The 14,922-nt window shown below is 35.0% G+C and carries 12 protein-coding genes; 1 reads left to right on the top strand and 11 read right to left on the bottom strand.

Going from position 1 to position 14,922, the window contains the following annotated elements; translation table 11 throughout:
• Positions 1 to 67: 67 nt before the first annotated feature.
• The 9 genes from RMR09_RS00750 to RMR09_RS00710 all read right to left on the bottom strand — a co-directional run bounded on the left by RMR09_RS00750 (position 68) and on the right by RMR09_RS00710 (position 9,811).
• Positions 68 to 394, bottom strand: a complete 327-nt coding sequence (locus RMR09_RS00750) for a nucleotide pyrophosphohydrolase (protein WP_179001729.1) — start codon at positions 392 to 394, stop codon at positions 68 to 70.
• Between the two features lie 3 nt (positions 395 to 397).
• Complete coding sequence (locus RMR09_RS00745) at positions 398 to 2,308, bottom strand: DUF3857 domain-containing protein (RefSeq protein WP_310593922.1); 1,911 nt, start codon at positions 2,306 to 2,308, stop codon at positions 398 to 400.
• A gap of 4 nt (positions 2,309 to 2,312) precedes the next feature.
• Entirely contained in the window at positions 2,313 to 4,148 is a 1,836-nt protein-coding gene (locus RMR09_RS00740) for a DUF3857 domain-containing protein (RefSeq protein ID WP_310593921.1), read from the bottom strand.
• Positions 4,149 to 4,276: 128 nt separating this feature from the next.
• Positions 4,277 to 4,729, bottom strand: a complete 453-nt coding sequence (gene dtd, locus RMR09_RS00735) for a D-aminoacyl-tRNA deacylase (RefSeq protein WP_310593920.1) — start codon at positions 4,727 to 4,729, stop codon at positions 4,277 to 4,279.
• Positions 4,729 to 5,706, bottom strand: a complete 978-nt coding sequence (gene rsgA, locus RMR09_RS00730; protein WP_310593919.1) for a ribosome small subunit-dependent GTPase A — start codon at positions 5,704 to 5,706, stop codon at positions 4,729 to 4,731. The genes dtd and rsgA overlap by 1 nt, the downstream gene beginning before the upstream one ends.
• A gap of 126 nt (positions 5,707 to 5,832) precedes the next feature.
• A complete protein-coding gene (locus tag RMR09_RS00725; RefSeq protein ID WP_310593918.1) occupies positions 5,833 to 6,915 on the bottom strand; it encodes a bifunctional 3-deoxy-7-phosphoheptulonate synthase/chorismate mutase type II in 1,083 nt (360 codons plus the stop codon).
• Between the two features lie 11 nt (positions 6,916 to 6,926).
• Positions 6,927 to 7,784: a prephenate dehydrogenase gene (locus tag RMR09_RS00720; protein WP_310593917.1), complete on the bottom strand. Its 858-nt coding sequence runs from the start codon at positions 7,782 to 7,784 to the stop codon at positions 6,927 to 6,929.
• 3 nt (positions 7,785 to 7,787) lie between these two features.
• Positions 7,788 to 8,933 (bottom strand): aminotransferase class I/II-fold pyridoxal phosphate-dependent enzyme, encoded by a 1,146-nt coding sequence (locus tag RMR09_RS00715; RefSeq protein WP_310593916.1) that lies wholly within the window; start codon positions 8,931 to 8,933, stop codon positions 7,788 to 7,790.
• Positions 8,934 to 8,983: 50 nt separating this feature from the next.
• Entirely contained in the window at positions 8,984 to 9,811 is an 828-nt protein-coding gene (locus RMR09_RS00710) for a prephenate dehydratase (protein ID WP_310593915.1), read from the bottom strand.
• Positions 9,812 to 10,204: 393 nt separating this feature from the next.
• Here RMR09_RS00710 and gldA point away from each other — a divergent pair, with 393 nt between their 5' ends.
• The gene (gldA, locus tag RMR09_RS00705; protein WP_310593914.1) at positions 10,205 to 11,101 is read left to right on the top strand and encodes a gliding motility-associated ABC transporter ATP-binding subunit GldA; all 897 of its coding nucleotides are present in this window, start codon (positions 10,205 to 10,207) and stop codon (positions 11,099 to 11,101) included.
• A 52-nt stretch (positions 11,102 to 11,153) separates the two neighbouring features.
• Here gldA and metF read toward each other — a convergent pair whose 3' ends face one another.
• Both metF and metH read right to left on the bottom strand, forming a co-directional pair.
• Positions 11,154 to 12,110 (bottom strand): methylenetetrahydrofolate reductase [NAD(P)H], encoded by a 957-nt coding sequence (gene metF / locus RMR09_RS00700; RefSeq protein WP_310593913.1) that lies wholly within the window; start codon positions 12,108 to 12,110, stop codon positions 11,154 to 11,156.
• A 111-nt stretch (positions 12,111 to 12,221) separates the two neighbouring features.
• Positions 12,222 to 14,921: a methionine synthase gene (metH, locus tag RMR09_RS00695; RefSeq protein ID WP_310593912.1), complete on the bottom strand. Its 2,700-nt coding sequence runs from the start codon at positions 14,919 to 14,921 to the stop codon at positions 12,222 to 12,224.
• Position 14,922: the final 1 nt, after the last annotated feature.

The following is a 14,922-nucleotide window of genomic DNA, read 5'->3' as shown; positions in this document are numbered from 1 at the left end:
GATCTGTAAAAATCAGTTTTATCCGTGGTATCCGTGGCAGTTTATTTGCAAACCACCATTAAATATATTATTTCAATTTCTCGTTATTTTTGTGACGATCTTTATCTCGAACGGATTTTAAATCCATTTTTTTATCAAAAGCAGCTTGTAAATCAATTCCGGTTTGGTTAGCCAAACACAATACTACAAAAACCACATCGGCTAGTTCTTCGCCTAAATCTTTGTTTTTATCGGATTCTTTTTCAGACTGTTCTCCATAGCGACGCGCTATAATACGAGCCACCTCTCCCACTTCTTCTGTCAGTTGCGCCATATTGGTCAACTCGTTAAAGTAGCGAACTCCATGTTCTTTTATCCAGGTATCTACGTCTAGTTGTGCGTTTTTTAAATCCATCGTTTATATTTTTACTAATACAATTTTCTCGTTTTGTTTGTCAATCATTTTTTGATAAAATTCCTTTAACATATCATAGTATTCAGAGGATATAATTGGAGTATTTATTTGATGTAGTACAATTACATTAATCGTATTTCCTGAAGAACTCGTCATGAACTTGAAAGTTCCTAAATCATCCTGCATAGAAAATATTCCTGAAGCAGGCAATGTTTCAATCGTATACCCATCAGGTATTTGGATATTTATCGCATATTTATCTAGAAATGAGTATCCATAATCTACTGGATACTCCCTAACTTCTTGTTTAAAAGGATTTTCATGATGTGTATAAAACAGCATCGGATTAATGTAAATTTTATCCCCTATTGTTTCTGTTAAATTAGAACCTGTAAAAGAATAAGTTTCGACAACTGGTAATTTTAAGTCTTTTTCATTAGTTCGTGAATACTCCTTGATTTCAATTTTTTGATTTTCATTTTCTAAATTCTCGAGATAGATGTCTTCTTTTATATCTTCTACTTTTTTTCTATATTCTAATGCTTTATGATCCGTGAATTGATGCCTAATCTTTCCTGAAATTTTTCCTTCTAAATCAACTAAATAATTCATTGTCACGATATCATTGGATATCTTTTTAGGCATTAAATCAACTTCTTCAGATGTACCATCCTTTCTAATTAATCTCCCTATCCAATTTAAATCATTAAGAGGCAATACATTAATTTCAGCATATTTTTCTGTGGCATCAAGCAATATATTTCCTTCAGGCATTTCAACGGATGCAATTACATAATTAAAAGCAGTCCTACTCGGGAACAAAGCAATACCATTATCGCGAGTGCTGATTAAAACAGGATTCGCATTCAATCCAGCGAAACGCAACATTGCAATAAGCATTAAATTAATTTCTGCTACATTTCCAATTTTATCCTTGTAGGCTTTTTTAACACCATCATTACAAGAATACCCTGTATATTTATTCCATTTAACCGCGGATTTAACGTAATTAAAAATCACTGCTGTCTTTTCTTCATTATTCGTTAATCCTTTTATTAGCGGATTTAAATCTTCTTCAAAATAAGAAGTTTTATTAAGTTCCGTGCCAAAATCAGAGTCGTCATAAATAGTTTTCGTAACAGCATTCCAATCAGTTGAAAATGACTTATATACATATCCAGGCAAATTAACTAACGCTAATTCATAAGAAATACCCGCTCTATAATTATTAATGTTATTAACTAATGACTCCTCTTTCATAGATGGAATATTCTCTAACTTGTATACTTCCGATGTTTCCCTATTATAGGTTGGTTCCGATGATATTTTAGGATATAAAAAACCTTTTGTTCGCTTGTTAAATGTTAAGAAATAAGGTATTTTAACTTTAAACTCCGAATAATTTACTGGAATAGAAGTCTGAAAATACCAATCTCTTAATGATCCGAAATTGCCAGACCTAATTGTATATTCATATTCTATAATTGAACCCTCTCTAACATTAGGCATTGTGATTTTTTTTTGACTAAAATATTTATTTATTTTTTGTTCAAACTCGCCTTCTTTTTTCAATTTTATCTTTTCAATTTTACCCTCAACTAAATTATAGGTTGTAGCATTTGAAAAAGATACGCTTTCCCCATTTATATAATGTGAAATTTCTTCATTTGCCCATTCAAACCCTTCTTTTTTGTAAATCTTAATTTTAGTTCTAACACGAGTTATTGTTGTCAAATCTTCAAAATACACCTCTCCTTTTTTAAATAAAACAACTGCATTAGCTGTGCTGTCTTTTGGATGCCTTTTTTCTTGAAGTTCAGTAATGGTTACTTTACCTAACTCAAAATTTTGAGCGATACTTTTTGTATAAAAAACAAGAATAATAAATAGTGGAAATAACTTAGGGAATTTCATAGGTTTAAGGATTTGGGATTAGTATTATTTTTGAATTATCATTTTTTTCTATTTGTTCCATAAATAGCCTAAAATCATCGTATTCTTTATTAGAATACAGGCCTTTTTTAAGAAACATAGTCCGTTTGTATAGCAAAATCGAATTATTCTTTTTAATAATTTCCGTTTTATATTCCCCAAACTTTGTAATTAATTCAAAGTTAGTTGGTAAAAACTCAATAACAAAATGAACTGGTAATTCAATTGCAATTTCGTCTTTATCTACATATCCTCTTTGAATTTCAAATGGAGTCTTCCGATTTCGAATTCTTTTTACATTCCCTGAAGTGTGATTATAAGCATTGACTTCAAATAGCATCCTGCCATTTGTTATAACACCATAATTTGTAGCTGAAAGTGCTAATTCTTCAGTAAGTTGAACCTTCTCTTTGTCATTAACAAAGTCCACTTTCTCTATTTTCAAATTATTAATATTATCCCAATATTCTTTGTAATAACTCTCTTTTTGATGAGGCAAAACGTTCGGAATTTGTGATTTTTTATTGTATTGTGTTCCTGAAGAAAGGATATTTATTTTTCCAGTAAAATCACCCGTTGGCGAAATAGTATAAGACCCTTTACTAATTTGAGTATTATCCTTGTCTTCATATATTGTAGTTCGTACAATTTCGCCCCCATCTGATTTTACCACCAGTACATCTCTATCATCAGTAAAAGTACCTTGATAACCAAAAGGGCTATCCTGACTTGTACATTCTAAAAAAATATTTTTATCATTTTGAGGAATACATAAAATCATATGATTTCCTTGCATAGCAACAAAATCTGATTCTATATTTGTTTTGGTAGGGTCGCCATACAAAAGAGTGTTATATGAAGGCACCCCAACCACATCTAATAATGCTTTTGTATAGTTTGTCAATGCTTTACAATCTCCATAACCTACTCGATCCACATCACTAGCCAACATTGGCTTCCATCCTCCAATTCCAACCTGAATACTTACATATCTTGATTTACTTTGAACATACTGATATACTATTTTAGCTTTTTTTACTATATCTTTTTCATCTCCAACTAGCGATTTTATCTTTGTTTTTGTTTCCTCTGGTAATTCAGTAGTTCCTGCTAATATCTCATCAGAATACCATTTACCAAATTCTTTCCAATCTTTAGCATAGCCATTAACCCCTTCCAAATGGAATTTTTCAAGTCCCATCATTAAATTTGGAAAAATTAAATTGGAGATACTATAATCCTCTGGTTTTTGTGCAACTACTCCAACCAATTCGTAACTTAACTGACCCGCTGTATCTGTAGTTTTAAGTGCTTTAAAATTAGAAAAATTAATTAATTTCTTTTTAAATCCTAAATCTACTGGGAAATTTACATTCAAAACACTGCTCTCAAGTGATACATTAAAATCAGATAGTGGATGCCATTTAGGAATAAAAGCAGTATTTGAAGTTTCTATTTCGCTAGTATAAACAATCGTAAAGGGATATTGTGTTGGGGTATAATTCAAAAACAATATTCTATTATCTGAAAATAAAGTAGACCCGTCTATCACACATTGATCTCGAAAATCTTTCCGTTTGATTCGTTTGATTTCTTTTCCATTCTCATCAAAAACTGTTGCTTCAATAGAAGTTACTTTGGTTCTATTGTCATAACCTTCAATTGCATGAATTGCAGCCATACCTTTTTCATTGAAAACCGAAACTACCCTTTTATTAGTAATTTTCATATTCTCTTGAGAAGTAATAAGAATATCTATTTGATTGAGGCGAATTACCGCATTGGCATTTTGTTTGAGACTATCAGCTATAGTACTAATCAAAAAAGTGTTTTTTTGAGCTAAACTTGTTATAGAAAAAACAAGAAAAACTAAAAATAGGAGGCTATTCTTTTTTATCATTTGGGAAGATTTTACTCAAAAATATAATTTTTTTTTGAATAAATTCACAATTACTCCCTGTTTTTACTATCAATAATTATCGTCACAGGGCCATCATTCAGTAAAGCCACTTTCATATCAGCACCAAAAATACCAGTAGGTACTTTTTTACCTAATTTAGTTTCTAAAGTACTTACAAATTTTTCATAGATTGGAATGGCCATTTCAGGTCTAGCCGCTTTGATATAGGAAGGTCGGTTACCTTTTTTAGTAGCGGCATGTAAAGTAAACTGACTTACCACAAGTACATCGCCATTCACCTCTTCAACGGACAAATTCATGACCTCATTTTCATCACCAAAAATACGGAGTTGGGTAATTTTGGTAACCAGCCAATCAATATCTTCTTGCGTATCGGCATCTTCAATTCCTACTAAGACTAATACCCCTTTCTGAATTTCAGCAACCATTTTCTCTTCAATAGTTACAGAAGCTGAAGCAACTCTTTGTAAAACCACTCTCATTATTCTCTAGTTTTATCGCTAGCCATTCGGTCTTCATTGTACACATCGGTACGGTAATGTTCCTCATCGCCTTCCAAGATTTTAAGATAACTATTGTAACGCGACCAAGCGATTTCATCGTTTTCCAAAGCTGCTTTAATCGCACAATGTGGTTCTTCTTTGTGCAAACAATTGTTGAATTTACATTGGTCTTTTAATTTGAAAAATTCCGGAAAGTATCCGCCAATTTCTTCTTTCTCCATATCCACAATTCCAAATCCCTTGATACCTGGTGTATCGATAATCTTGGCACCAAAACTTAAATCATACATTTCAGCAAAGGTGGTTGTATGCTGTCCTTGTTTACTTTGTTCGGATATGTTTTTTGTTTTCAAATGCAAAGCAGGTTCTAACGCATTGACCAAGGTCGATTTTCCCACACCAGAATGTCCCGAAAACATACTCACTTTACCTAACATGAGTTGTTTTAATTCTTCTACCCCTTTTCCTTCTGTAGAGGAGACACGTAAACAACGATAGCCAATTTCTTGATACACGTGTTGCATGTACAATTGTTCATCTAAAGTAGCTTCATTCAACGTGTCAATTTTATTAAAAACCAAAACCGTTTCAATGCCGTAAGCCTCAGCGGTAACTAAAAATCGATCAATAAAACTGGTGGTGGTAGGCGGATTATCAATCGTAATTAACAAAAATACTTGATCAATATTGGACGCAATGATATGAATTTGCTTAGATAAATTCACCGATTTTCGAACGATATAATTTTTTCGATCATGGATGTTATGAATGGTTCCTGTTACGGCATCTGAATTTTCATCCAATTCAAAATCTACCACATCTCCAACAGCAATTGGATTGGTACTTTTAATCCCTTTCATTCGGAACTTCCCTTTCATACGACATTCCATAAAATCGCCTGTTTCTGATTTTACGGTGTACCAACTCCCTGTAGATTTATAAACGATTCCTGTCATGTGACAAAGGTAAAATTTTGTTTTAAGTTTCAAGTTCGAAGTACAAAGTTTTTACATTGAACTCCAAAATAAAAAATCCTCACAATTGATTCAACTGTGAGGATTTAGAGTAATGAAAAATAGGAATTATGAATTCAATATTTTTTCTTGTTGTTCGATACTTTCTTGGTGAATTCCTTTGAACAATTTAATAATAAATTCTTCTGACAATCCTTTTTTAGCACCTTCAGCCACCATTTTTGCTTGGATTTCATTCCAACGGCTGTTTTGTAAAACGGCAACGTTAGCGTCTTTTTTTACTTGACCAATTTCAGAAGCAACTTGCATACGTTTTCCAAGTAATTCTAATAAATTAGCATCTAATACATCAATATTAGCTCTTAATTTTGTCATTTTGTTGTCAAAATCAGCTGTATCTCCACTTTGTTTTCTGATTTTCAAATCTTTGAAAATTTGTTTCAAAGCAGCCGGTGTTACTTGTTGAGCAGCATCACTCCAAGCATTTTCAGGATCATTATGTGTTTCGATGATCATACCATCGTAGTTCAAATCCAATGCTTCTTGAGTCACTTCCAAAATCATATCACGGTTTCCTGTGATGTGTGATGGATCAATGATCAAAGGCAAATCAGGGAATTTGTTTTGCAATTCGATAGCAATTTGCCATTCTGGAATGTTTCTGTATTTTGTTTTTTGGTAGGTAGAGAAACCTCTATGAATTACTCCTAATTTTTTGATTCCAGCAGCATACAAACGCTCTACACCACCTAACCACAAAGCCATATCTGGATTTACTGGGTTTTTGATCAAAACAATTTTGTCTGTTCCTTTTAAAGTATCTGCAATTTCTTGTACTGCAAATGGATTTGCTGTTGTACGCGCTCCCACCCATAAAACATCAATATCATATTCTAACGCTAATTTACAGTGTGCTGCAGTAGCTACTTCTGTACCCATTAGCAAACCGGTTTCTTCTTTAGCTTTTTTCAACCATTTCAATCCAATTTCACCTACACCCTCAAATCCTCCTGGACGTGTTCTTGGTTTCCAGATTCCTGCTCTAAATACACTTACGTCAGAATCTTTCAATTCGTGAGCAATTTTTAATACTTGCTCTTCTGTTTCAGCACTACATGGTCCTGCAATTACTAATGGATGATCTAATTTGAAGGCATCCAACCAATTTCTCATTTCTTTACTATTCTCCATCTTTTCTAAAATTACTTTTTAATGTTTATTCCGTTTAATATTTCTTTTATTTTATTCACACTTTGCATTTCGTGGTAAATCGCATCAAAATCATCATTTTCTAATAATGCTTTAAATTTTGACAAATTAGAGATGTACTCTTCTAATGTATTGACCACTTGTTTTTTATTTTGTTTAAAAATCGGCGTCCACATGGCTGGGGAACTTTTGGCTAAACGCACCGTACTTTCAAATCCACTACCCGCCATATCAAAGATATCTTGCTCTTCGGTCTCTTTGTCAATTACTGTTTTTCCTAACATGAACGAACTAATATGAGACAAATGCGATACGTAAGCAATATGTTTATCATGCGATTGCGGATCCATATAGCGAATTCTCATTCCCATAGCCGTAAACAATTGCAAGGCTTTTTCTTGCAATTTGAAGGTTGTTTTTTCCACCTCGCAAATAATATTCGTCTTTCCTTGAAACAATCCTTTTATGGCTGCCGAAGGTCCTGAGAACTCCGTTCCTGCAATAGGATGTGTTGCAATATAATTGCGTCGTTTTGGGTGATTGGCTACCGCTTCGCAAATAGGCAACTTGGTAGAGCCTACTTCAAAAACAATAGTATTCTCACCAACAGCATCCAATACTTGAGGCAAAACTATCAAAGCAATATCTACTGGAACCGAAACAATCACAAAATCAGCATCGGCTAAGTCGTCGGTGGTACCTGCTTTTTCAACTACTCCTAAATCAATGGCTTGTTGCAAATGGTTTTCATTGGCATCCATCCCCAAAATAGTCGCTTCTGGATGCAATCCTTTGATGTCCAAAACCATTGAACCACCTATCAATCCTATTCCTACTACAACTACTTTCATTTTTTAAAATCTATCTATTGCTTCTTGCACCTTTTCTTCTTTTACACAAAGTGCAAAACGAATATACCCTTCACCATTACTTCCAAAAATAGTTCCCGGCGTAATGAAAATGTGTTTCTCATATAAAATTTGGTCGATGAATTGTTCTGCGGATGTAATTCCTGCAGGCAATTTTGCCCAAACAAACAATCCCACCCCGTCTTTATATACTTCACATCCTAATTTTTTTGCCAATTGTTCGGTTAAAACACGACGTTTTCTATAGATGGCGTTCATCGATTCAAACCAAGAAGCATCGCTTTTCAAAGCAGCAATTGCTCCTTTTTGGATACCGTAAAACATTCCGCTGTCCATATTACTTTTCACCTTCAGTACCGCATCAATACAAGCGGCATTTCCTAAAACCATTCCAACACGCCATCCGGCCATGTTAAAGGTTTTACTCAACGAATTCAATTCTAAAGCTACTTCTTTCGCTCCTTCAACTTGCAACAAACTCATCGGATTGTCATTCAAAACAAAACTGTACGGATTGTCATTGACCAACAAAATACTATGTTTTTTAGCGAAAGCCACTAATTTTTCAAACAAAGCCAAACTACCTCTCGCTCCCGTTGGCATGTGTGGATAACCCACCCACATGATTTTCACTTTGGATAAATCCAATTGTTCCAAGGCTTCAAAATCCGGTTCCCAATTCGTACTTTCTTTTAAATCATAGTAAACCGGAACTGCTCCTACTAAATTCGTCACCGAAGTATAGGTTGGATAGCCAGGATTAGGAATCAACACTTGGTCTCCTTCATTTAAGAATGCCAAAGAAATATGCATAATTCCTTCTTTAGACCCCATCAAAGGCAAAATTTCAGTAGTTGGATTCATCGCTACTCCAAAGTTATTCTGATAAAAATCAGCCATACTTTGACGCAATTCAGGCACCCCTTGATAGCTTTGGTATTGGTGTGCATTTTCTTCTTGCATTGCCAAAACCACCGCATCAATCACCGCTTGTGAAGGCTTTAAATCAGGACTTCCAATACCCATATTGATGATGGGTTTTCCTTCAGCAGCCAATTGTCTTACTTCTCTCAATTTAGAAGAGAAATAATATTCTTCCACTATCTCTAAACGTTTTGCCGTTGCAATCATCTTTGTTCTTCTATCTTATTTTACTCTCGTAAATGGTATTTTTTTACTTCTTATGGTTTTGTATTCTTGTATTCTCCTAATACTTTAAAATACTCTGCCATAATTCCTATCAACGCTTTTGCCTTAGCATACTCTTCGTATTTATCGAATGTTACATCCACAAAAAACGAATATTTCCAAGGTGTTTCTATCTTTGGCAAGGACTGAATCTTAGTCAAATTCAATTTACAATCACTCATTACATTCAACACTGCTGCCAAACTCCCTCTTTTATGATCTAATTCGAATTTGATAGAAGCTCTGTTAATTTCATTTTCAGGAACAAACGATTGTTCTTTATTAATAATTACAAAACGAGTCATGTTATTATTAATCGTCTGAATCTCGGGAGCTATAATTTCCAAATCATACATTTCGGCCGCCACCTTACTCGCAATTGCTGCAATGCCTTTTAATTGCTTTTCGTGAATTCTTCGAGCCGTTTCGGCCGTATCTTTATCTTCAACAATTTTAATGTGTGGATATTGTTTTAAAAACTCCATACACTGCAACAATGCCATGGGATGCGAATGTACCTCCAAGATATCTTCCATTTTCTGACCTTTTAAAGCCATTAAATTTTGATGAATATCCAAATAATGTTCGCCAATAATGTGCAAATTATTCTTGTCAATCAAAGCATAATTTGGAATAATAGGCCCTGCAATCGAATTTTCGATAGCCATAACCGCCTGGTCTGATTTACCAGACAATACGCTCGACACCAATTCTTCAAATGACAAACACTCATCCACAACTACTTCTTTCCCAAAGTACTCCTGAGCCACTTGATGATGGAACGAACCTTTTATTCCTTGTATTGCGATTTTTGTTGCCATAAATTCAAAAAAAAATCCTGATTTTCATCAGGATTGTATATTGTTTTAATTTGCTTTTTTATTTTTCAAATAACCCTATAACAATCCTTACTTCTTAAAAAAGAAGTAATAAGTATTGCTAAAATAAAAACGGTTATTGCACATGACCTGCTTGTTTTGTATTTAATTACGGTGCAAATATTAGCATTTATTTCAATTCATCCAAAAAAAAGAAACGCTTTTATACAACAAAAATGAAATTCTTTGTTAAAACCATTTTTTTATAACTATTGCCTAATGAATCGATTATTTAAACCCTATTTTTTATGAATTTGAAAATAGTCAAAAAATTCAAATCGGTTGAAACAACAAATAAATGCTTTTTCTGTTTACTTTTGTAGCAAATACAAAGCGATGTCAATAGCAATTCAGAACATATCTAAAAGTTACGGAACACAAAAAGCCCTTGATGCAATTTCATTTTCTATCAACAAGGGAGAAATTGTTGGTTTCCTAGGTCCTAACGGAGCTGGAAAATCGACCTTAATGAAAATTCTAACTACTTATTTAACTGCTGATGAAGGTAGTGCCAAAGTCAATGACTTTGATGTTACTACCCAACAAAAAGATGTCCAACTTTCTATTGGCTATTTGCCAGAACACAATCCGTTGTACCTGGATTTATACGTTCGGGAATATTTAGCCTTCAATGCTGATGTTTATAAAGTAGCCCAATCCCGAATTGACGAAGTCATCCAACTGACAGGACTGACTACCGAAAGTCATAAAAAAATTGGTCAATTGTCTAAGGGATACCGCCAACGTGTGGGTCTAGCCAATGCTTTGTTGCATAACCCTGATGTTTTAATTCTGGATGAACCCACTACGGGTTTAGACCCGAATCAATTGATTGAGATTCGAAATGTGATTAAAAACGCTGGCAAAGACAAAACTATTTTCCTTTCTACACACATCATGCAAGAAGTCGAAGCCATTTGTGATCGTGTGATTATTATTGACAAAGGAAAAATTGTAGCCGATAAAAAATTAGAAAAATTAATCTCGGAAACCGCCACCCAAATTATAGAAGTGGAGTTTGACCAAGAAGTTAAAGAAACTCAAATCGCCACCATTGAAAACATCAGTTCCTACACTACTACTAATGGAACGATTTGGGAATTGACTTTTGCTACTAACAAAGACATGCGCCCTAGCGTTTTTGATTTTGCTACCGCCAATGGATTGAAAACGTTACAGCTGAATCAAAAGAATAAAAACTTAGAAACGGTGTTTAGAGAGGTTACGAAATAAAAAAGCTCCCAACCTTTACAGGCTGAAAGCTTTAAATATCTAGACGTTTCTTTTAAAAAACCTTGCTTGCTATTTGTCGGATATTTTCTGATTTCCCCATAGAGTAATAATGCAACAACGGCACTCCAGCAGCTTTCAATTCCAAAGACTGTTGAATAGCCCATTCCACTCCCACTTGACGGATATCGGCAGCCGTTTTACATTTTTCTACCGCATTAATTAAATCTTCTGGTAAGTCAATTCTAAAGATTTGAGGTAATATTTGCAAATGTCTATGTACTGCAATCGGTTTAATTCCCGGAATAATAGGCACGTTGATACCTATTTCACGAGCTTTGACAACGAATTCAAAGAATTTCGAATTATCAAAAAACATTTGAGTTACCACATAATCCGCACCTGAATCTACTTTTTCTTTCAATCGTTTCAAATCAGAAATCAAAGATGGCGACTCCAAATGCTTTTCTGGATAACCAGCTACTCCAATACAAAAATCGGATTTATGATCAATATCGGTAACTCCATGCAAATAATTCCCTTGATTCAATTGGTTAATTTGGCTCACCAAATCAGCCGCATAATGATTCCCTCCTTCTTTTGGAATAAAGGATTGTTCATCTTTCATTGCATCGCCACGCAAGGCCATCACATTGTCAATTCCTAGATAATGACAGTCCACCAAAAGGTATTCGGTTTCTTCTTTGGTAAATCCACCACATAGTACGTGAGGCACGGTATCCACATTGTACTTGTGTTTGATAGAAGCACAAATTCCCAAAGTTCCTGGACGCATTCTGGTTAATTTTTTCTCTAATAAACCATTGCCTTTATTGACATAAATATACTCCTCACGCGAAGTGGTTACATCTATAAATGGCGGTTTGAATTCCATTAACGGATCTATATTGTCATATAATTCCTGGATACTCTTCCCTTTTTGAGGCGGTACAATTTCAAAAGAGAATAAAGTTTCTCCTTTGGCTGCTGCTATATGGTCTGTTACTTTCATAAGCCTCCCCCGTCCCCTCCAAAAGAGGGGCAACTGAAGTGGGTAATCAGTTTTTTATTTAATAAATAGTATTTAGTCGCTCTCTTGTTCCCCCTTTGGGGGTTAGGGGGCCTAATCTGCAATATTAGGAGCCAACCATTTTTGTGCTTGCTCCATAGTGGTATTTCTTCGCTTAGAATAATCTTCAACTTGGTCTTGCTTGATTTTACCCAAACCAAAATATTTACTTTCTGGGTTAGCAAAATAATAGCCTGACACGGACGAAGCAGGCCACATTGCCATACTTTCGGTCAAAGTTACACCGATTTCTTGTTCGACATTTAATAATTTCCAAATCGTTGGTTTTTCTAAATGGTCTGGACAAGCAGGATATCCTGGTGCAGGACGAATACCTTTATAATTTTCAGCAATCAAATCTTGATTCGATAAATTTTCGTCAGAAGCATAACCCCAAATTTCCTTACGCACTTGTAAGTGTAAATATTCAGCAAAGGCTTCCGCCAAACGATCGCCTAGGGCTTTGACCAAAATCGAATTGTAATCGTCCAACTCTTTTTCAAATGCTTTTGCTTTTTCTTCTACTCCAAAACCGGTGGTAACACAAAAACAACCCATATAATCTTGTACTCCTGAATCTTTTGGCGCAATAAAATCGGCTAACGCAATATTAGGCGCTCCAGCTGTTTTTTGAGATTGTTGGCGTAGGGTTAAAAAAGTTGTCGGTTGTTGGTTATCTGTTGTCAGTTGAATATCATCATCGTTGATGGTATTGGCAGGAAAAATTCCTAAAATACCTCTGGCAGTCAACCAATTTTCATTGATTAATTGATGTAACATTTTTTGTGCATCGGCAAATAATGATGTTGCTTGTTCTCCAACTACCTCATCTGTTAAAATGGCTGGGTATTTTCCGTACAATTCCCAAGAATTGAAAAAGGGAGTCCAATCGATAAAATCAACTAAATCAGCAATGGCAACATCAACCGTTTTTGTTCCAATGAAATTAGGTTTTGTTGGCGTGTAGGTATTCCAATCCAATTGTAATTTATTGGCTCTGGCTTGTTCAATCGTTAAGAAATTTTTATCTCTACTGCGATTCAAATAGCCTTCACGAAGTACGTCGTATTCGGTACGAATGTCTTGTGTATATTTTTCTTTGGTTTCTGAATTCAGCAAGTTTCCAGCAACAGTTACCGCTCTAGACGCATCGTTAACGTGGACTACAGTCGCTTTGTATTGCGGCGCAATTTTCACGGCAGTATGCGCACGAGACGTTGTTGCTCCGCCAATCATAATTGGAATTTGAACATTTAGTTTGTCTAATTCTTTGGCTAAATACACCATTTCGTCTAGCGAAGGCGTAATTAATCCACTCAATCCAATAATATCTACATTATGTTCAATAGCGGCCGCAATAATTTTCTCAGGAGCTACCATAACACCTAAATCAACAATTTCATAATTGTTACAAGCCAAAACCACCGAAACAATATTTTTTCCAATATCGTGAACATCTCCTTTTACAGTAGCCATCAAGACTTTTCCTGCACTTTGCGAAACACCATCTTTTTCTGCTTCGATGTAAGGCAATAAATACGCCACTGCTTTTTTCATTACACGAGCCGATTTAACTACCTGTGGCAAGAACATTTTTCCGCTTCCGAATAAATCTCCTACTACATTCATTCCTGCCATCAAATTGATTTCGATGACTTCAATAGGTTTTGAAGCCGCCTGTCTTGCTTCTTCTACATCTATTTCTATAAATTCGTCAATTCCTTTTACTAACGAATGAGTTAATCGTTCTTGAACCGAACCATTTCGCCACTCAGCAATCGCCTTTTCATTGGCCTTGAAATCGCCTTTGAAACTTTCTGCCAAATCCAATAAACGTTCTGTCGCATCTTCTCTTCTGTTCAACAAAACGTCTTCTACATGTTCTAATAAAACAGGATCAATTTCGTCGTAAATCTCTAACATTTCAGGATTCACGATACCCATTGTCATTCCATTTTTGATGGCATGGTATAAAAATGCCGAGTGCATCGCCTCGCGCACTTTGTCATTCCCTCTGAACGAAAAAGAAACATTACTTACTCCTCCCGAAATATGGGCATACGGTAGATTTTCTCTAATCCATTTGGTCGCACGGAAAAAGTCCAAAGCATTCAATTTATGCTCTTCCATTCCTGTGGCAACTGGAAAAATATTCGGGTCGAATATAATGTCTTGAGCAGGAAACCCTACTTTATCGACTAATACATCGTAACTTCTTTTACAAATTTCGATACGTCTCTCGTAGGTATCGGCTTGACCATTTTCGTCAAATGCCATTACAATTACTGCAGCTCCGTAACGCTTGATTTTTTTGGCGTATTCAATGAATTTTTCTTCTCCTTCTTTTAACGAAATCGAATTTACTACTCCTTTTCCTTGAATTACTTTCAATCCTGCTTCGATAATTTCCCATTTCGAGCTATCAATCATCACTGGAACACGAGAAATATCGGGTTCAGCAGCGATTAAATTAAGAAATTTGGTCATGGCATACACCCCGTCTAACATTCCCTCATCCATGTTGACGTCAATAATTTGCGCACCACCTTCTACTTGATTTCTGGCAATATCTAGGGCTTCTTCGTATTTCTCTTCTTTGATTAATCGAAGGAATTTTCTGGAACCGGTTACATTAGTTCGTTCACCCACATTCACAAAATTAGTTTCTGGGGTAATAATTAATGGCTCGAGTCCGGATAGCTTTAAATAGTTATCGGTTGTTAGTTGTTGGTTGTTGGTAATATCAATACCCATA

This window comes from Flavobacterium sp., assembly GCF_031537875.1.
Taxonomy (GTDB): domain Bacteria; phylum Bacteroidota; class Bacteroidia; order Flavobacteriales; family Flavobacteriaceae; genus Flavobacterium.
The sequence above is the reverse complement of the archived record's forward strand: the minus strand, read 5'-3'. Positions and strand labels throughout refer to the sequence as shown.